We start from the raw sequence: 19,140 nt of genomic DNA on the forward strand, positions 1-19,140 counted from the left end.
AAGGCGTAAGTAAAAACCAGCAAGACACATATTTTTTCGATGTGGAGATCTGCAAACGCTGTCCGTTTAAGGAAGGCTGTTACAAAGAAGGAGCCAAGAGCAAGACGTATTCCGTGACGGTAAAATCCGATGAACATTCGGAACAGATGGCGTTCCAGGATACAGAATATTTCAAGGCAAAATCTAAGGAACGCTACAAAATTGAAGCAAAGAACAGTGAACTCAAACATGGACACGGGTATGATGTAGCCACATCCTCGGGTCTGCTTGGCATGCAATTACAAGGTGCGATGGCCATATTCGCTGTAAATCTCAAGCGAATACTGAAATTAGTAGACTAAGAACTACTGGTGAATACAACATTATGAAGACAAAAAGAAGACATTCATCTCCAAAACGCGGGGTGAATGTCTTCTTTTTACACTATTTGCATCGCCTCCGAAGAAAAACGCAAGTTCTTCAGTGGCCTCTTTTTAGGTGTCTCTTTTTTTATCCAGTGTCAATTACGCCATGGATATATATCATCAAGATACTCAGATTTTTCTTTTAAAAATTGTTCAACCCACTCTACGGCACGATTCAATACTACTTCTTTTTCTGATTCTTCGTAAGCAAATGAGCGAATAAACTTAAAATCCACCTCGTAATCACCCTGCATCCATGTATCTCCAGTTCCTTTTCGATGAATCCAAATAGCTGGAATACGATTAAATGCACAAATCTTTGCTTCATCAATTTGACCGGCAGGTTCGGACTTTTCAATAATCACAAATTTTGATATAGCAGCATACGCTAGCATCTTTTCTTCGTTCGACAATGTTCCAATCTCGGGCTGTTCCTTGATGAGAATTGTAGAATACCCTATATTTTGAATGATCTGCGCTACTTCCTTTAAGTTATCCATGTACTCAGCAGGGCTATCTTTTCCGAGGATTAAAACAGTATCTTCCTTCGTATGTTTTAACCAATCAGCAATGTCAATCCCTCCAGATTGACTAACGGTACTAAATACAGCCTGCCTTAATTGGTTTCGTTCTGCTAGGTCAGCGACCACAGTTGAGAATTCAGGAAATACTTCTTTAAAACGATCCCTGAAAAACTGCTTAGTCTGCAAAATAGAGAATAATTCGTTATAGAGACCATGCTGACGAACTCCTTCAACAAAATATTCACAATTATCTGCTTTCGATAAAAATTTATTAAAGTGATCGTCGGTATCTAAATTAAGGGAGCGGCATATACTACGCAATTCATTCATGTTAAACGAAACTTTAAGATAGTCAATCAGGCGATTTTCATCCTTAAATTCCAAACTAATAGCTGAATCCAAATAACTTCCCTCTCTCTCCTGTATTGTCGAGCGTTAAACGTACATACTCGGAATCTATTAATTCATCCGGAATATCGATTGTCGTAATGATATATTGAAAATCTAACTCTGCTCCCTCAGCAACCAAATCATTTTCTAAATTTAAGATGTAGCCGAAAATTCGTTTGTATACTATAGGATCTATATCACGTACATTGGGTGAATCATGAACTAAAAATTTCGGATGATTAGTATCACTTAGAATAGCCAGTTTAAGCAAAGCCAAATCAAATGCGATGACTCTTATTGTAAAAGCAGCAGCACCATCGTCAACACCTTGGTTATGCTCTTTATGGCGAATGTCTACTGAAAAATTACCAGCACGTACACTTTGATTCAGAATGCCGGTTCGACTTCCATTATACAAAAACTCAACAACTTCATTTACCAAAAATTTAAATGAGGTTATTCTGTCTTCAACTTTCTGATTAAGCTCTCTAAGCAATTTACTAGTACCTTCAAATTTTTCTTTCTCGTCCTGCCACTCTTTATAGTATGTTTTGACATCCTCACTTACATTTTGTAAATTCACCAAGTGTGCATAATCTAATCTATATTGATTTAATTCATTTTCTTGATACTTAATTAGTTCTAATATTCCCCTAACGTCCAAATTCAGGTCAGCGTCAATTAATTTTATCCGATCTAGAATCCCGGTCTTCTTCTCAGTCAATAAGTCAATTTCCTTCTGATGTACTGTCGTTGCCTCAACTAATTCGCGGCTTTCGTTCTTTAGCACCGTCTTGATTAAATTAACCGTTTCTTCAGAAGCACGGTACACTGAATGCGAACAATTCTTGCCTTCAACTTCTGAGGTGAAAGGACGTAAACAAGTAGGACATTGTTTATAATCAAATCGATTAAGTAACTGAGCAGCTGAACTTGCAACCTCAACCTTTTGTAGTTCTCCATGAATTTCGTTAATTGTAGCACTGTAATTTTCAATACGATCCCTATGTGTGACAATATCATTATTGATTTTAAGCAACTCTTGCGACAAATTATCTCGGGTTTGCTTTGCATCATCATTGTATTGGTATAAGTTTATTAATTCTTGTTTAAATTTATCTATTTCATTTAAAGTATCTGTTATCAATTGTTCTATTCGCTGAATCTCTATGGAAAGTTCTATTTCTGTAAAATCAACTTTCCTTTCTGAGTATTGACGTATAACTGAATACGCTTTATGCTTCTCTTGCATTAAAACGTGCTCGGCTTCTTTTTTTTCTTCAAGTTGTTGTTTTTCAGTAGTAAGCAAATTTAACAAAAACTCAATTCTTTTTCTCCGAACCTCAGCCTTCTCATTAACTCCCATTGGTTGACTTAGTTCTTGAAAACCTCCCACCTGGTCACGAATTAACAAGGGAGCAATCTGGCGCCAAGACAGTATTCGCCTACCGTTATACAAATTTTTACTCTCAAATAGCTCAGTTTCTAGAAAAGTACGGTAGTCCTCGATACTTTTATGTTCAAACTCTACTTCTACTCCTGAAAGCAAATCATCAATAACCCAATCTGAATACAACTGAATGTACTGACTAGTTTCAACTAAACTTCGTTGTATAGTGTATTTTTGTTCTCCAATCGCAAATTGTAAATACAAGGTGAATTTTTGCATCCTTGCTTTCGCAGCTTTTTTATCATTCGGCAAAAAATTGCTTGAACCTAATCCATAGTTGATTAAATTAATAAATGTGGATTTTCCAACACTGTTCCTTGTTTGTGCCGTATCAGTTCCAACATCAACCGCTAAGACTATATTCAAGCCTTTTCTAAATGTCACGTCAATTACTTTATCTGAAGGATGCACAACCAATCGATTAAGAAACAAGAATTGACCCATTATTAAGTTCCACCTATTAAAGTTTTTATTTTCTCATTTAGTTCTTCGATGGAGAAGGTTTCAATCAGTTTAGAAACATACTTTGCCTTATGAACAACTAGATTAAATTTTTTATCTTCGAGGATATCCCGTGAATTTTCCCGAACAGAGTCTAAAAGCAATATATCCTGACCCTCGTTTAAAATCATTCCCCTAGAAATTAATTCTTTTAATCCAGTTTTGAATCGATCGGTGTATTTCTCGATCAATACATTAGAAAGCATAGTATCTAAATTGTAACGCTCCCATTCAGGAATCCCAGACAAATATTCAATTTGATCATTGTCCCCTAATAATTGTTCCGTTATATTAACAAACCGAAAAAGATACATGGCTGTAGCTAATTCATCCAATGTGCAACTTTTTAAATAGTGTAGTAAGGAGAGCATATAAAAACCATTCAAAACTCCACTCTCATCAATATTGAAAAGTTCTCCTTCTAAAGAACTATCGCGTATAGGCATGTCTTTATTCCCTCATTCATTAAAAATTAAACATTGGAAAGCGGCATCAAAAATCACCCCAAAAATCTGATCCGTAATATCATCTCTTTGTTGAAATTCTTCCGGCAAAATGCTAAATAATTGTTCTACAAGTTCATTGAATCTAAAATCTGCAGAATATTCATTTGGCGGGAACTTGACAAGAATACGTTTAGAATAAAACACTTGAATTTTTCTATTCAATAACTTGAAGTTAGCATCGGTACCAAGTTTTTTTGCCTTTCTCTTCAATACACTATTATCGTTTTTACTATCAACTGCAAGTATCTGTACACTTGGGGAGAACTTAGCTTTTTCCCGTAGCTTTTCATGAAATTCTGTGAAATCCTCTACGTTACCACTGAGTTGATCTAAATCAGCTTCATCAATGGCGTTGATAGTATCAAGCTGTCTTAAAAGTTCCGAGTATAACCCAGCCAATTGTATGGCGATTTGATTATCTAATTTGCTTATACCAACTTGCTTAACGTCTTGAGTATCACTACGAAGCCGGCTCATTGCAGAAAATAGGTCTGCACTCTTCCCATACCTAACAGCAGTTGATACAATAGCATCTGCTTTATCGGGGTTAGTTGACCCATCTGGAAATACATCCTCAGGATTTTGATTGATATTACGAGCGAGCCCCCGCCAATCATGGTTCTGAAGATTCATTCCTATAAGTATATCAATCATTTCCTGCTGCTCTTTAAGGGAAGGTATATCGTTTTCCATATTGATTCCTCTCACCAAGAAATAAATTAGTCCATGCTATTATATCAAATCTTGGAAGATTATAATCTGATTTTTATTGAAATCAGTACAATGAATCCAATAAAAGATATTAACAAAAAAATTATATTGTCTCAGAGCAGCAAATACTTAGCCATTGTTTATTGTTGCAATACACAGTTAAAGATTCCATCACAATTATTTTTAATAAAAACTAAAGCCCTCAAATATCGAGGGCTTTAGTTTTTTTATTTGACCAAAAATTTTACCGTCTCTGAAAAAGCTCTTCCATCCGGGAAGTAATCTTGTTTATTTAAAGACAGCTCAGTACCATTGTGAAAGCTGATGTTAACTTGCATTTGCTTCAATTCAGTACTTTCGTGAAGCATTGAATTTGGATTCGATAATGAAACGTTGATCGAAGTGATGTCTTTTTTATTGTATGAAGTAAAGGATACCTCTATCTTCTTTTCGCCTAGCCAGTCAATACTCCCGGTTATAAATTTCTCAGTATTTACGATAATAAAACGAATTGGTTCCGTATCATGTCGTTCAGACGATACAAAGCTGCCTTCGCTACCTTGTGGAATTATCGATGTGATTAAATCAGTATAATATCTACCTCCCCTAAACCCTGACAATCTTGATATGAAGCCATCATAAGTATTAAAATACATATCTTAATCCCACCCAACACTAATTTCTTAAATAAGGCAACAAATGATCTTCCCAAATTCGTTTTACAACTTCAGTTGATTTAACAAAAGTATCCTTGGAACGAAAGCTCACAAAAATTCTCAGATTCAGTTGATTATTTTTTTCCTCTATTCTAAGCATCTCATTAAACGAATTTTCACTAAACACGGAATGATTTCCTATGGAGAACATAATCGTGGGATAGGTGTTGCTGAAACCACTCTCAGCCAGCATTTTCAAGCTAGTTTTATGTTGACCGTGAATATATAGCTTATAAATATGTTTTCGCGCGTTTTCTACGTCTAATTGATACGTAAAGCCAGGTGTCTGCGTTTTAGCATGATCAAATAGTGCAGTAAATTGGTCCATTATTTCATCATAACTCGACCGAAGAAATTCCTCTTTATCCAAATCGGTAAACGACTTTCGTATTTCGAGAGTTGAAAATGATTCAAAAATGTTTGTTTCTTTCTTGATCGGTTGATGTATTGGCTCTTCAAATAAGGATGATGGCTGCAAATTTGCAGCTAAAAAACTTGGCATCGATCCCAGTGGAGCCTTTTCATATGAATTGTGACGATAAATCCGGTGCACAAGTTCATCAAATTTCTTTTCAAAGTGTTTGTCATCAGAAAAATCAATTGCATAATAGTCACGAAAGTACGAAGGGAAGACGCTATCGAAATCCCCGCTGTGCCGCATAACGAGGATGATTTTATCCCGATTTCTTTTTAAATCAGCCAAAAGAATCTCGGCTTCGAATCCTACTCCTCCCTGAAAATTATCTGCTCGATTCCTATAATTCTCAGTCAAAATAACAATCACATAGTCGTTATCCTTTATTGCGTTAACCATCATTTGATTTAAATTTACAGTTTTATCATAAAGCTCAAATTTATCAAAACTGGCTTCAATTCCGCTGCCATCAGAACGCAAGCGATTGACCAGGTCATGAACCCATTTCTCATGTTCCTCTCCATCCCAACTGTAGCTTATAAAAGCGGTTGGTCTCCGATTATCCAATGCCACAAACCTTCTTTCAGAGTGTATATGATCCTTGCTTAATTATAGAACAAACATTCGTTTCTCGTCACCCAAAATTTATCTTCAGATACCGAAAAAACCAGCTGCAAGCTTTATGAAAAATGGCATCTATTTTTAGTCACACAAAAAGACCTGCCGGATATCCGATATCCGACAGGTCTTTTGTGGGGAACGGTTCATTTCCCACTTTTATTTTAAAAGGACACTGAGCCCAGTTGCCCCGCCAGCCTTACTCCACCGTCACGCTCTTCGCCAGGTTACGTGGCTTATCCACATCGTTGCCACGGGCAAGCGATGCGTAGTAAGCAAGCAGCTGCAGCGGTACGACAGACAAGGCTGCCGTCAAGATCGGCAGGGTTTTCGGAATGGCGAAGGCTTGATCTACGGATTTCAGCAAGCCGGCCACATGCTCTTCGTGCGTAATGGCCATCACTTCTGCACCGCGTGCCTTCACTTCCTTGATGTTGCTCACCGTTTTCTCCAGAACTGCTTCCTGGGTTGCCAAGGCAATAACGGGAATTCCCTCTTCAATCAAGGCCAGCGTACCATGCTTCAGTTCGCCGGCAGCATATGCCTCGGAGTGAATGTAAGAGATCTCCTTGAGCTTCAGGGAGCCTTCTTGTGCTACGGCGTAGTCTTGACCACGGCCGATGAAGAACAGGTTCTCATGCTTCGCAATTTGCTCGGCATATCCCTTGATCGATTCAGCGTTGATCAGCATGGACTCTACCTGTTCAGGCAGTGCTTCCATCGCTGCAATCACTTCAGCAATAGCTTCTTCTGTCATCGTACCGCGTACTTGAGCCAGGTACAGACCAAACAGATAGAATGCAATCAACTGAGATGTGTAAGCCTTTGTGGAAGCTACGGCAATTTCCGGACCAGCCAGGGTGCCGAGCACATCGTTGGCTTCACGAGCAATCGAGCTGCCTACTACGTTCGTGATAGCAAGGACATGAGCGCCATGGCTCTGTGCTTCACGAAGCGCAGCCAGGGTATCTGCTGTCTCACCGGACTGGCTTACAACGATGACAAGAGTCTCGGGTGTAACGATCGGCGAACGGTAACGGTACTCGGAAGCTACGTCATTTTCAACCGGAATGCGTACCATCTCTTCGATCACGCTGCGTCCCACAAGTCCGGCATGGTAAGCCGTACCGCAGGCCACAATCTGCACATTGCGAATGTTCTTAATCTGTTCCTGTGTCAGCTTCAGCTCTGGCAGAACGACTTTGCGTCCGCTCTCATCCACACGGCCCAGCATTGTGTCTCGGTATGCCTTTGGCTGCTCGTGGATCTCCTTCAGCATGAAGTGATCGAATCCGCCTTTTTCCGCTGTAACGGCATCCCAATCGACACGAATCATTTCCCGAGAAATAAAGTTCCCCTCAATGGTCATTAATTCGACAGCATCTGCTGTCAGCAGAGCCATCTCCCCATCGTTGAGAATATATACGTTCCGCGTATATTTCAAAATAGCCGGAATATCAGAACCGATGAAGTTCTCCCCTTCGCCAAGACCGATAATAAGCGGGCTTGCTTGACGCACAGCCACCAATCGATCCGGCTCATACTCGGTCAAGACGCCAAGGGCAAATGCACCTCTCATATAAGAGATCGCCTTCTGCACGGCCTTAACAATATCCCCGTCATATTCACGGGCAATGAGATGGGAGATAACTTCTGTATCGGTCTCCGAAACAAAGTGGTGTCCTTGGCTGATCAGCTCTTCCTTCAGCTCCAGATAGTTCTCAACGATCCCGTTATGGACAACGGAGAACTTCTGGCTTTCGTCCGTATGCGGATGCGAATTCACGTCCGACGGCCGGCCATGCGTTGCCCAGCGGGTGTGACCAATACCTGCAGTTCCCACGAGTGGGGCAGACTCCAGTCTCTCCTCCAGATTTGCAAGACGCCCTTGCGCCTTGGCCACACGCAGACCTTCATTGGTAAAGACGGCAATCCCTGCTGAATCGTATCCGCGATACTCCAGCTTTCTCAATCCCTCGATCAACACCGCTTGCGTTTTCTGATTTCCAATATATCCGACAATACCACACATAGTATGATTCCTCCGTTCGATTTCCCTATTATAGTAGGCAGAAATAGAACACGGCAGCATCTGTGCGGTATCAGGAAAGAAGAATGATCTATTCAATTATCAACGTTCAAAAAAATCCAGCATGATATAGGCTGCTAAGTTGAACAGACATGAATGCACTCTTCTTCCACCGCGCTGTCGCATTCTAAATCGCACATTCATGTTTTGTATAATTAGTGATAAGAAAACACCTGCGGATACGTTGTAAGAACGGTCGCCCATTCCTTTTCCGTAATTCGCTTACGGTTGGTGCATAACCGAGAGGTCCCCGCCGAATAATCCGAACACCTCTACCTCGTCAACTTGCGTTCTGCCGTTTGGTTATCCCTATCGTAGCAATAACCAATCCCCGCACAGGTACAAGCTCTGGCGCTTATAAAGCTTGAAGTAACCTCACAATCCTCGCTTTCTATTCTTGAATGACATCCTTTATTATATTCATGCATTCTGACTTTGGCAACTCGGCTGCTTCCTAGGAAAACCAAGCCCTGCGTATAATTAACACCATGAATGACATCGAATGACCTATCTTCTCAAGCGATGCCGTAAACCACCCTCTTTGCTGGCAGGACAAGGGGTGTTGCGCTTTCATTCGGCTGGCTTCATGAAAAGCAGCAGGCCAGTGAACCGCATCCGCATAGTTCACTGGCCCTGACAAAAATTAGTCTGCTTTCCTTGAAAAATACACCCTTAGTCTTACGCCAATTCCCGCTTCACCACGTCTGCAATCTGCGTTACATAACGGTCGAGCTCTTCTTTGTCGGGGCCTTCCGCCATGACGCGAATGAGGGATTCCGTTCCCGATGGGCGAACCAGGACACGTCCGTTATCGCCCAGAATGCCTTCAACTTCAGCAATCGCAGACTCAATAACGGTATTGCCTTGGTATTTGCTCTTATCGCCAACACGAACATTAACCAGCACTTGCGGATACTTGCGCATGCTGCTCTTCAGCTCATGCAGTGCCTTGCCGGAAGCTACCAACGTATCCACCAATTGAATCCCTGTGAGAATTCCATCCCCTGTGGTGTTGTGATCCATGAAAATCACATGTCCCGATTGCTCTCCACCCAGGTTATATCCGCCACGGCGCATTTCTTCCATGACATAGCGGTCGCCGACTGCCGTTTTGGCCGTTTTCAGCTTCAAGCTGTCACACGCTTTATAGAAACCGATGTTACTCATAACCGTCGAAACGATCGTACCTGCCTTCAGCTTGCCGGCACGGTTCATGGCATCACCGCAAATGCACAGAATGAAATCGCCGTCCACTTCCTCGCCTTTTGCGTCAATGGCAATCAGGCGATCCGCATCTCCGTCAAAAGCCAGACCAAGGTCAGCGCCATGCTGGAGTACGGCCTCGACGAGTTTCTCCGGATGAGTCGATCCGCAGTGATCATTGATATTCAGGCCATTCGGCTCAGCGCCGATGGTGATCACATCCGCACCCAATTCACGGAAAAGCTTCGGAGCCAGCTCATAAGCTGCGCCATTTGCACAGTCCAGAACGATTTTCAGACCGTCAAACCGGTTATTGACCGTCGTTTTCAAATATTCCAGGTATTTATATTTAGATTCGTTATCAACCAGCAATTCACCTAAATCAGCCCCGATTGGTCGCGGCAGATTATCTGTTTCCGCATCCATCAGCTCTTCAATCTTAAGCTCTGTCTCATCCGACAGCTTGAAGCCGTCTCCACCGAAGAACTTGATGCCGTTATCTTGTACCGGGTTATGTGAAGCCGAGATCATAACACCCGCATCAGCCTTCAAAAGTCTTGTGATATACGCCACCGCTGGTGTACTTACGACACCCAGACGAATGACGTGTGCACCGATGGACAGCAGGCCTGCAACCAAAGCCGACTCCAGCATAGCCCCGGATACCCGGGTATCCATACCGATGATGACGGTTGGCTTCTCTTTATCACCAGTAAGCACATAGCCGCCGCAGCGACCGATGCTGTAAGCCATTTCCGCTGTCAGTTCTTGATTCGCAACTCCTCTTACTCCATCTGTACCAAAATATTTCCCCATGTTTTATATACTCCTTTATCTACTCTTCGTTATTATCCATCATTGGACGTTTCTGATCCCGTTGTTCCATCATTCGATCCGTCTCCCGGCGGATGTGATGGGTTTTCTCCTGATCCGGAGTTATCCGTATCTTCATCAGTAGGAGGCGTCTCCGGATTCTCCCCCTGATCATTGCCTGTTCCTGTTCCTGTTCCTGATCCCGTTCCTGGTGAAACAGGCTTGTCTTTGTCCGTTCCCTCATTCTTCGAGGTGTCCGGATCCGTTGTCACGGGCTTGGAGTTATCCTTGAGCTCCACCTTAATAACGGGACGTTCCTGATCCGTACGGTTAATAAAATTAGGTAGTGTGATCTGCAGCGGAATTTCGTGAATGCCGGCTTTCAAACCGGTTGCATTCGCTTCAGCTCCTATATCTGTCGGCTCCAGACTATTAAGCAAGTCAGGCGCTCCGGTGAGCGTTAAAGATATGGTCTTCGTCTTTGGATCCGTAATGACTGCATCCAGGCCGGAGGCAACCCCTTTTAACGTTATCGGAATACCTGTAATCAACCGTTCACCATGCGATACAGCCGTAACATCCACCGTTACAGAGCTCGGCTCGATTTTCTCAAAACCTTCAGGCGGCGTCAAGTCGGCCGTAAGCACTGTAGTTCCCGAATTTCTAACTTCTCCCAGATTGATCGTAGCTTCGATATAGGTCTCAGCTCCTGCCAGCGCCTCTTTACTGCCAAACAGCTTCACTTCTTTTACCTTCTGCTCCACCTTGGATAGGACAAACCCTTCTGGCAGCCGTCCCGTGTATTGAAGCTCCAGCGGTAGGGTGACAAATGCAGGCTCAATCGGCACTTCAGCTGCTACTGTAGCAGGCTCAATGACAGCGTCTTCCATGGCGTTGCCTTCTTTATCATATGCTGTAAGCTTGACTCGTTTCTCCGTAATCTTCTCTTTGGCACCATCAAGCTCCACATTACCTTTGACCTGCCCCAGATCCGCCATTGACGATTCAGGCAGGGTAACCGTGACTTGCCTTGGGTCAATCAGCACGGGTGTTCCGGCCCGGTAATCTTTAGCAGGCTCGCCTTTGGTTCCAATACTTACCGTCACGGATTTCGACACTCTCGGCTCTACCGTCACCGTAACCGCGGATGGCTCCATCGATACCATCTCCACGCCACTCGGGATGGAGGAGGTTAGCGGAAGTGTGTGTGTACCCGGTTCTCTGACGTTGCTCAAATCAAGCTTCACCTTATAGTCGTCAGTCAAAAGCGAGATATTGGATTTCTTTCCCCGAACTTCGAGATTTACGCGGTCTTTATCAATACCCGTTAACGCATATTCGCTGTCATCAAATCCATAAGTCTGAATCTTAACGCCTTCAATGATTTTGGTATCGTAAAAAGTCGTTGGCGGTGCAGGCGTTCCGCTGTCCATATGAACCATCGCCCACAATATAATGCTGACAGCGAGTGCAATGAGCTTGCTTGCCGTGTTGTTCTTGATCCATTTATCCATTGCTGCCGTCCCCCTTCCGTTTCCAGAAGAACGTGCGTTTCTCCTTGATGGACGCGGCAGGCCTGAGCTCCTCATACAATTTGGAGATGAGAGACTCTTCCTTAATATCTCGAACCACTTGTCCATTCAGGGCCAGCGATACTTGCCCAGTCTCCTCAGATACGACAACTGAAATCGCATCCCCCACTTCACTTATTCCGATAGCGGCACGGTGTCTTGTTCCCAGTTCCTTACTGATAAAAGGGTTCTCTGATAGCGGCAAATAACAACCAGCGGCTGCAATTTGAGCGTTCTGAATAATGACGGCTCCGTCATGGAGCGGTGTGTTCGGTATAAAAATATTAATAAACAATTCCGAGCTGATCACTGATCTCATCGGAATTCCTGATTCTACATACTCATTCAGTCCCGTCGTCCGCTCAAAAACGATCAGTGCCCCTATTTTGCGCCGCGACAAATAATTAACCGCCTTAATGGTTTCGCTGATTAATTTATTGGTCTCCTCGTCAATATCCGAAGTTCGCCCGAACAGCTTGCCTCGTCCGAGCTGCTCCAGACCACGTCTGAGCTCCGGCTGGAAGATGATAAAGACCGCCAGCACCCCGAATGTAAAAATCTGATTCATCAGCCACTTTAGCGTGTACAGATCAAACCAGGTGCTAAGCGCCCAGATGACCACCAGCACCAAAATCCCTTTGAGGAGCTGGACCGCCCGCGTACCGCGAACGAGCAGTATCATCTGGTATATTATATAAGTAACGATAAGGATATCGATGATATCTTTAATGGTTTCACCCCAGGTCATATCTGTGAAATACTCCATACAGCAACCCCCGTCATTTCCTTTAAGTGCGGGCCCAAAAAATCCGGTTCTTCAAAAATGAACGCTTAAGATTCGACTTCCGAACCAGCTCTTCATTTTCCTTCTGATCACACGGAAACTTTTTGAACTTCCTTTTTAATAACGCATGCGACTTATATATGTAGTATGTGCTCTACACTCTCTAGGTTATAACGTTAATCTTTCCGATGCAAGCGAACGCTCTCTGCTTGCCATGAAAAAGATCATAAATCAACAAAAGAAGCGCCGTCTTTTCACTGAAAAGAGGCGCTTTTATTCAGTAGGCTTCAGGTTTCACCTAGCGGTAAGCGGCATCTGTAAACAGAGTGGAGATCTTGTACCAGATCCAATCCATCGCCCGATCTATATCCTTCACTTGACCTGCTATATGTGAGGTGGAAGCCTGAAATAATTCTCCGTCAATGACGGTCACATTGCCATTCACTTGACCGTAGACCTTAGTCTTTCCATTCTCGACTGTAATATCTCCCGTGATGATTTGATCCGGAGGAATAATGACGGTATCTCCTTCAATCACCAGCTTTTCGAATTCATCACTCTTTACAACCAGCTGAGTATCCTGACTCCAGAAACTGATTGTGCTGAAGAGCATGACAACCAAAAACAAAGCTGCAGCCGTGAGCGCAGGATGATTCCTAACCCATTTGACCCAAGCCTTTTGTCTCTTGGGCTGCGGCAGCATACCCATTATACGTTCCGTTAAATCATCGGATGGCTTGGTCGCATGATGAGTTAAGGAATAAAGAAGCATATCGGTATGCTCCAGCTTCTCGAAGTAATTCCGACAGTCAGCACAATCCAGCAAATGCTTCTGCAATTCCAGCTGCTGTGGGTCGGCCAAGTCATTATCCAGATAATCATGCATCAAAGAGACGGCTAATTTGCAATCCATTTGTGAGCCAATCCTTTCATTCAATCTCTTTGCTGGGTCTATTCCCACGTAGGGGCATAAGACTTGCTTATTGTTCATACGTGCCGGAATCGGGGATGTTTCAACTTTTTTAAAAGAAAATCAGAAAAAAAATGGCGGATACTGACTTTTTGGCATCGCAAGAAAAAAGCGCCCTTAAACGCGGTCTCTCTTCCTCAAAGAACGGCGATAGGCGTTTTCCCTCACAATTTGTACTCTAATTTTTTACGCAAAAATTCGCGTCCACGATGTACTCGCGTTTTGATCGTTGTTACAGGCAAGTCCAAAATCCCGCTGATCTCCTGCAGGGATAAATCCTGGATGTACCTTAGAATCATGATTGTCTTGTACTTGGCAGGAAGTCCGTCAATCGCCGTATGAATGATGCGCTGTGTCTCGGATAGCAGCATTTCACTCTCAGGTGTACGGTTATCGCTCGGGATCAGGGAGTAGCCATCCATGCCTTCGCTCTCATTCAGGTCGGCGTCCAGCGAGAAAGACGGCTTGCGTTTGCGCAGCCGATCAATGCTAAGATTTGTACCAATTCGGTATATCCAAGTGGAGAACTTCTGATTCTCGTCGTATCGATCAAGGTTTTTATATACACGCAAAAAAGTCTCTTGTACGACATCCTCCGCCTCATGACGGTTACTCAACATCCGGTAAGCCAAATGAAAAATCTTATCTTTATAAAGCTCTACAATTTCAGCAAAAGCTCTTTGGTCCCCTTTTCGGGCCAGCTTCGCCAGTCTTACATCCAAATTGTCCACCATAATTCCCCCAGAATGGTCTGATGGGTAACGTCTAAAAAAGCATCATTCAAATCGTAATTCAACTGTTTCTAAAAATCAACAATAATTCAAAAAGAATCCCTTTTCCCTATCAAGACCATCATGTTGCAGCCGATACTCTAATCATCAGACGTTATGCTGCTCATAGATGAAAAAACGAGGTTCCTTTAGGGAACCTCGCCTTATACTATCCCTTTCAAACAGCTTTGTTATCCTGCAAGGATCAACCTGTATTACGAAGCCCTGCTGCAATACCGTTGATGGTTAGCAGTACTTCCCGAAGCAGATCCGGATCGTCCTGCTCCTGCTCCCTCAATTCGCGCAGCTCGTTAAGCAGTTGGACTTGCAAATAACTAAGCGGATCCACGTAAGGGTTACGGAGTCGAATCGATTCCTGCAGGACTGGCTGGTTATCCAGAATATCCTGTTGTCCCGTAATCTTAAGAACAAGCTCTTTCGTCAGGTTGAATTCTTCCTGAATCAGACCGAAGATACGTTCGCGGGCTTGATCATCCTTCGTCATCAGAGAATACTCCTTGGCGATAATCAGATCAGCCTTGGCAAGAGCCATCTGAAGGGTATCGATCAGCGACGTAAAGAACGGATAGCTCGTGTACATCTTCTGAAGCACCTTCATATTTTCTTCCTTGCCCTGGTAGAAGCTCTGTAAGCCCGTACCAGCCGCGTACCATGCAGGAAGCAGGTAACGACTCTGTGTCCACGCAAACACCCAAGGGATGGCTCTGAGGTCCTCAAAACGGTCACTGTTCTTTCGCTTGGATGGTCGGGAGCCAATATTCAGCTCTCCCACTTCAGGAAGCGGCGTGGATTCCTTGAAGAAACTCAGGAAATCGGGATCACGGAAGATCAGATCCTGATATTTTTTCTGTGAAGCGGCCGAAATCCTCGAGGAAATCTCTTCCCACTCTTTTTCATTCGATTCTTTTTCAGGGTAACGGGCATTAAGGGAAGCCGTTATTAGTGCTGAAGTCGCCTGGTCCAAACTGCGATAGGCAATTCCCTTCAAGGAGTAACGGGAAGAAATAACTTCGCCTTGCTCCGTGATTTTGATGCCACCCGCAATGGTTGATGCCGGTTGAGCCAAAATGCTGCGGTTCAGAGGCATGCCGCCGCGTCCAAGCGATCCGCCGCGTCCATGGAAGTATTTCACCTTGATGCCATACTCATTGGCTGCAGTCGTAATATCTTTGAGTGCTACCTGGAGCTCCCAGTTCGCTGTAATGGCTCCGCCGTCCTTATTGCTGTCAGAGTAACCCAGCATGATTTCCTGGAGCTCATTCATGGCGCTAACCGCTTCTCGGTAGATCGGCAGACTGAAGAGCTTACGCATAATATCAGGTGCGGCATGAAGGTCCTCAATCGTCTCAAACAATGGCGCAGCCTGCAAAGTCGCTATGATAGAACCGTCATTGTCCTTGCGGAAGAGTCCAACTTCTTTGGCAAATACCATCACTTCCAGAATGTCGCTTGCGCCCTCGGACATACTGATCAAATAACTTGAAATACATTTCACGCCGAACTCCTGCTGCGCACGGAATACGGTACGGTATACTTCAAGACATTCTTCGGTGCTGTCGCTGTACTCTTGATAAGGCGTAGTCAACGGACGAGGATCGTTAAGCAAGTTATTAAGCAGCTCGATCTTCTCATCTTCACTTAATTGGGCATAATCCTGAGTCACGTTCATTTTACGAAGAATTTCGGCCATGGCATTTTCATGCTCTTGGCTATGCTGTCTGATATCCAGCGTTGCTGTATGGAAACCAAACAACTCCGCCTGACGAATCAGTTTTTGAATATACGTGTCTGCAACATAGTCAGCAAAATGGAAACGCAAGCTTCGATCAATGATATTCAAGTCCTCGATAAATTCCTCAGGGGACTGATAACGCTCGCTGCCTGTCATGTTCTCATCAAGAATATGACTCATTTTAGCCAGCATATATACCAGTTTTACACGATAAGGCTCTTTCTCATTGTGCCAAATTTCCATCTTCTTCAGTGTTACATGCTCGCGGTCTTTTTCAATGGATTGAAGCAATTCATCCGAAACGCTCACGATCGATGAGCTGAAGCTGAGGTATTTCATGAATTCACGCAAAATCCGCTGGTATTCACGAATCGCTAGCTTCCGCTGCATTTCAAGCGTTCTCCATGTTACGTCCGCCGTCACTGAAGGATTTCCGTCCCGATCGCCACCGATCCACGAACCGAAACGCAAATAAGTTGGAACGTGCCAATGGTGACCCGGATAATATTTACTTAGGCAGCGCTCCAGTTCTTGATAAACCTCTGGCAGAATGTGAAATAGGGTCTCGTGAAAATAATACATACCGTTTCTAACTTCATCAAGAACCGTCGGCTTACGGTCACGAAGCTCGTCGGTTTGCCACAGCGTAATCACTTCATTCAGTAGTTTCTCCCGAAGCTGCTCTCGTTCGCGGAATGTCAGTGTCGGGTTGTCCAGTTGCATCACATCGTCCGCTATCCGTTTATGAATATCCAGAATAGCCCGACGCATCGCTTCTGTTGGATGAGCTGTCATTACCAGCTCAAGGGATAGACTTTCGAGAATTTCTTGAACTTCTTCAAACGTAATATTGCGCTCTTTCAAATCCTGGACCGCACTTTCAATGGAACCTGGTTGAACACTCTCCCCGGCGGAACGCTCGTAATCGCGTTTGCGACGAATGCGATGATTCTGCTCCGCGATATTAACCAATTGAAAATAAATGGCAAACGCGCGAATCACCTGATGGCGAATGTCGGGCTCCAATGTGCTGATGATCCTTTTGAAATCTGCAAACAATTCTGGCAGGAATACGGATCGCAACGATTTACTCGTTTCACGAATTTTCTCAACTATATCTAAAAGCTCATTGCCACCTTGGTGGACAATAACTTCTCCAAGAATATTGCCAAGGAACCGTACATCCCGCCGCAGCAGATTGTTGGAATTGCTCTTTGCGGTTACTGTAAGTTCAGTCATGCTACTCCTCCCATCTCAACCCGTTTCAGCAGTTTGTCTATAGGACGTAACGCCTTCCTAACATCATACAATAAAAGCGCATGAAAATCTGCATTTTCCAGGCGAAAAAATTAGCCAAATCGACAAAACTCATGATATTGATATACCCATATACCATGGACATTAGTCCTATAAACCTTGACCCAACTACGTTCTTTAGCACATTAACACTTCGCAGGAGAGTCGTGTGAATATGTAAAAAAACATCACACACGGTGATGTCCTGCTTATGTATGGAGCGGGTGATGGGAATCGAACCCACGCTACCAGCTTGGAAGGCTGGAGTTCTACCATTGAACTACACCCGCATATCAACCCACAAAAGTGACGCTATGCTTTGGAGCATATTCGATTACTTTTGCAGGTTCCTACTCTTAAACAAATCGGGATGACACGATTTGAACATGCGACCCCCTGGTCCCAAACCAGGTGCTCTACCAAGCTGAGCTACATCCCGATATTAATCTTTTTTTTAAAATGGCACGCCCTGAGAGATTCGAACTCCCGACCTTTTGATTCGTAGTCAAACGCTCTATCCAGCTGAGCTAAGGGCGCAAAATGGAGCGGACGACGGGAATCGAACCCGCGACCCTCGCCTTGGCAAGGCGATGCTCTACCGCTGAGCCACGTCCGCAAATAATGGTGCGCGTGGAGGGACTTGAACCCCCACGTCAAAGACGCTAGATCCTAAGTCTAGTGCGTCTGCCAATTCCGCCACACGCGCACAAGATGAAACAATGGTGAGCCATGAAGGGCTCGAACCTTCGACACCCTGATTAAAAGTCAGGTGCTCTACCAACTGAGCTAATGGCTCGCATTTCAGGTCTCCGAAAAGTATCCGGAATCACCTTCAAAGCTTAACTTCACTTTTTAGGATGAAGTGGCTGGGGATATAGGATTCGAACCTATGCATGACGGAGTCAAAGTCCGTTGCCTTACCGCTTGGCTAATCCCCAAAATCGATGAGTACTATTATCTTGCCGATTCTCGTTAGAATCATGCATTAAATGGTGGAGGCTGAGGGGATCGAACCCCCGACCCTCTGCTTGTAAGGCAGATGCTCTCCCAGCTGAGCTAAGCCTCCATATAGATACACGGGATTCTTATCCCCTGATGCTTTAAAGATAGTGGTGACCCGTAGGGGATACTCTCACTTCGTTCGAGACTGCGAAGTCTATGCTTACGAAGTTATCCTCCGACGAACCGACGGGATTCTCATCCCCTGATGCTTTAAAGATAGTGGTGACCCGTAGGGGATTCGAACCCCTGTTACCTCCGTGAAAGGGAGGTGTCTTAACCCCTTGACCAACGGGCCACAATTTCATGATGCATGTCCAATTCAAAAGCGAATCTGGAGCTTCCAACCGGGATCGAACCGGTGACCTCATCCTTACCATGGATGCACTCTACCTACTGAGCTATGGAAGCAAGTGGCTCCCCGAACAGGACTCGAACCTGTGACAACTCGATTAACAGTCGAGTGCTCTACCAACTGAGCTATCAGGGAATATGTACCGCTTGGCGACGTCCTACTCTCCCGGGACCCTTCGGTCCAAGTACCATCGGCGCTGGAAGGCTTAACGGTCGTGTTCGGTATGGGAACGCGTGGAACCCTTCCGCCATCGCCACCAAACGGCTTCAGATGCTTGATCACCTGAAAACTAGATACGAAAC

Annotated in this window: 14 protein-coding genes, 11 tRNA genes and 1 rRNA gene; 1 reads left to right on the forward strand and 25 read right to left on the reverse strand. The window is 44.2% G+C overall.

Annotation, left to right across the window (positions count from 1 at the left end; translation table 11 throughout):
- Window positions 1–341, forward strand: a 341-nt coding sequence (locus J7E85_RS27315; protein ID WP_215163108.1) for a transposase, incomplete at its 5' end; no start/stop codon positions are given.
- A 158-nt stretch (window positions 342–499) separates the two neighbouring features.
- Here J7E85_RS27315 and J7E85_RS27320 read toward each other — a convergent pair.
- From J7E85_RS27320 to rrf, 25 genes are all read right to left on the reverse strand, one after another.
- On the reverse strand, window positions 500–1,330 hold the full coding sequence (locus J7E85_RS27320) for a hypothetical protein (protein WP_215163109.1): 831 nt from the start codon (window positions 1,328–1,330) through the stop codon (window positions 500–502).
- A complete protein-coding gene (locus tag J7E85_RS27325; protein WP_215163110.1) occupies window positions 1,314–3,212 on the reverse strand; it encodes a DUF2326 domain-containing protein in 1,899 nt (632 codons plus the stop codon). Before J7E85_RS27325 ends, J7E85_RS27320 begins: the two co-directional genes overlap by 17 nt.
- A gap of 2 nt (window positions 3,213–3,214) precedes the next feature.
- Window positions 3,215–3,715, reverse strand: coding sequence for a hypothetical protein (locus J7E85_RS27330; protein ID WP_215163111.1), 501 nt, complete (start codon window positions 3,713–3,715; stop codon window positions 3,215–3,217).
- A gap of 12 nt (window positions 3,716–3,727) precedes the next feature.
- Window positions 3,728–4,468 (reverse strand): hypothetical protein, encoded by a 741-nt coding sequence (locus J7E85_RS27335; RefSeq protein WP_215163112.1) that lies wholly within the window; start codon window positions 4,466–4,468, stop codon window positions 3,728–3,730.
- A gap of 245 nt (window positions 4,469–4,713) precedes the next feature.
- Complete coding sequence (locus J7E85_RS27340) at window positions 4,714–5,142, reverse strand: hypothetical protein (RefSeq protein WP_215163113.1); 429 nt, start codon at window positions 5,140–5,142, stop codon at window positions 4,714–4,716.
- Window positions 5,143–5,161: 19 nt separating this feature from the next.
- Complete coding sequence (locus tag J7E85_RS27345; protein ID WP_215163114.1) at window positions 5,162–6,184, reverse strand: toll/interleukin-1 receptor domain-containing protein; 1,023 nt, start codon at window positions 6,182–6,184, stop codon at window positions 5,162–5,164.
- A gap of 250 nt (window positions 6,185–6,434) precedes the next feature.
- A complete protein-coding gene (gene glmS, locus J7E85_RS27350; RefSeq protein WP_215163115.1) occupies window positions 6,435–8,267 on the reverse strand; it encodes a glutamine--fructose-6-phosphate transaminase (isomerizing) in 1,833 nt (610 codons plus the stop codon).
- Window positions 8,268–9,002: 735 nt separating this feature from the next.
- A complete protein-coding gene (gene glmM, locus J7E85_RS27355) occupies window positions 9,003–10,343 on the reverse strand; it encodes a phosphoglucosamine mutase (protein WP_215163116.1) in 1,341 nt (446 codons plus the stop codon).
- Between the two features lie 32 nt (window positions 10,344–10,375).
- Window positions 10,376–11,854 (reverse strand): CdaR family protein, encoded by a 1,479-nt coding sequence (locus J7E85_RS27360; RefSeq protein ID WP_215163117.1) that lies wholly within the window; start codon window positions 11,852–11,854, stop codon window positions 10,376–10,378.
- Window positions 11,847–12,677 carry a diadenylate cyclase CdaA gene (gene cdaA, locus J7E85_RS27365; RefSeq protein WP_076325276.1) on the reverse strand — a complete coding sequence of 277 codons (831 nt, stop codon included), beginning with the start codon at window positions 12,675–12,677 and terminating at the stop codon, window positions 11,847–11,849. Before cdaA ends, J7E85_RS27360 begins: the two co-directional genes overlap by 8 nt.
- Window positions 12,678–12,993: 316 nt before the next feature.
- On the reverse strand, window positions 12,994–13,608 hold the full coding sequence (locus tag J7E85_RS27370) for a zf-HC2 domain-containing protein (RefSeq protein WP_215163118.1): 615 nt from the start codon (window positions 13,606–13,608) through the stop codon (window positions 12,994–12,996).
- Between the two features lie 221 nt (window positions 13,609–13,829).
- Window positions 13,830–14,399 carry an RNA polymerase sigma factor SigW gene (gene sigW / locus J7E85_RS27375; RefSeq protein ID WP_215163119.1) on the reverse strand — a complete coding sequence of 190 codons (570 nt, stop codon included), beginning with the start codon at window positions 14,397–14,399 and terminating at the stop codon, window positions 13,830–13,832.
- Between the two features lie 241 nt (window positions 14,400–14,640).
- Window positions 14,641–17,427: a phosphoenolpyruvate carboxylase gene (gene ppc, locus J7E85_RS27380; protein ID WP_215163120.1), complete on the reverse strand. Its 2,787-nt coding sequence runs from the start codon at window positions 17,425–17,427 to the stop codon at window positions 14,641–14,643.
- A 273-nt stretch (window positions 17,428–17,700) separates the two neighbouring features.
- Window positions 17,701–17,774: transfer RNA gene (locus tag J7E85_RS27385), tRNA-Gly, on the reverse strand.
- Between the two features lie 75 nt (window positions 17,775–17,849).
- Window positions 17,850–17,923, reverse strand: a tRNA-Pro gene (locus J7E85_RS27390).
- A gap of 21 nt (window positions 17,924–17,944) precedes the next feature.
- Window positions 17,945–18,021 (reverse strand) — tRNA-Arg (locus J7E85_RS27395).
- Between the two features lie 4 nt (window positions 18,022–18,025).
- Window positions 18,026–18,100: transfer RNA gene (locus J7E85_RS27400), tRNA-Gly, on the reverse strand.
- 6 nt (window positions 18,101–18,106) lie between these two features.
- Window positions 18,107–18,190, reverse strand: a tRNA-Leu gene (locus tag J7E85_RS27405).
- 14 nt (window positions 18,191–18,204) lie between these two features.
- Window positions 18,205–18,280: transfer RNA gene (locus tag J7E85_RS27410), tRNA-Lys, on the reverse strand.
- Window positions 18,281–18,347: 67 nt separating this feature from the next.
- Window positions 18,348–18,422 (reverse strand) — tRNA-Gln (locus J7E85_RS27415).
- 52 nt (window positions 18,423–18,474) lie between these two features.
- Window positions 18,475–18,550: transfer RNA gene (locus J7E85_RS27420), tRNA-Val, on the reverse strand.
- Between the two features lie 156 nt (window positions 18,551–18,706).
- Window positions 18,707–18,781 (reverse strand) — tRNA-Glu (locus J7E85_RS27425).
- Window positions 18,782–18,818: 37 nt separating this feature from the next.
- Window positions 18,819–18,894, reverse strand: a tRNA-Thr gene (locus J7E85_RS27430).
- Between the two features lie 3 nt (window positions 18,895–18,897).
- Window positions 18,898–18,973, reverse strand: a tRNA-Asn gene (locus tag J7E85_RS27435).
- 9 nt (window positions 18,974–18,982) lie between these two features.
- A 5S ribosomal RNA gene (rrf, locus tag J7E85_RS27440) occupies window positions 18,983–19,099 on the reverse strand.
- Between the last annotated feature and the right edge of the window lie 41 nt (window positions 19,100–19,140).

The organism is Paenibacillus sp. ISL-20, assembly GCF_018613005.1.
Taxonomy (GTDB): domain Bacteria; phylum Bacillota; class Bacilli; order Paenibacillales; family Paenibacillaceae; genus Paenibacillus_AQ.

Bases quoted from the DNA above. Each gene is read 5' to 3' on its own strand.
- J7E85_RS27325 (WP_215163110.1), bottom strand. From the start codon at position 3,212: ATGGGTCAATTCTTGTTTCTTAATCGATTGGTTGTGCATCCTTCAGAT.
- J7E85_RS27330 (WP_215163111.1), bottom strand. From the start codon at position 3,715: ATGCCTATACGCGATAGTTCTTTAGAAGGAGAACTTTTCAATATTGAT.
- J7E85_RS27335 (WP_215163112.1), bottom strand. From the start codon at position 4,468: ATGGAAAACGATATACCTTCCCTTAAAGAGCAGCAGGAAATGATTGAT.
- J7E85_RS27340 (WP_215163113.1), bottom strand. From the start codon at position 5,142: ATGTATTTTAATACTTATGATGGCTTCATATCAAGATTGTCAGGGTTT.
- glmS (WP_215163115.1), bottom strand. From the start codon at position 8,267: ATGTGTGGTATTGTCGGATATATTGGAAATCAGAAAACGCAAGCGGTG.
- glmM (WP_215163116.1), bottom strand. From the start codon at position 10,343: ATGGGGAAATATTTTGGTACAGATGGAGTAAGAGGAGTTGCGAATCAA.
- J7E85_RS27360 (WP_215163117.1), bottom strand. From the start codon at position 11,854: ATGGATAAATGGATCAAGAACAACACGGCAAGCAAGCTCATTGCACTC.
- cdaA (WP_076325276.1), bottom strand. From the start codon at position 12,677: ATGGAGTATTTCACAGATATGACCTGGGGTGAAACCATTAAAGATATC.
- J7E85_RS27370 (WP_215163118.1), bottom strand. From the start codon at position 13,608: ATGGATTGCAAATTAGCCGTCTCTTTGATGCATGATTATCTGGATAAT.
- sigW (WP_215163119.1), bottom strand. From the start codon at position 14,399: ATGGTGGACAATTTGGATGTAAGACTGGCGAAGCTGGCCCGAAAAGGG.
- ppc (WP_215163120.1), bottom strand. From the start codon at position 17,427: ATGACTGAACTTACAGTAACCGCAAAGAGCAATTCCAACAATCTGCTG.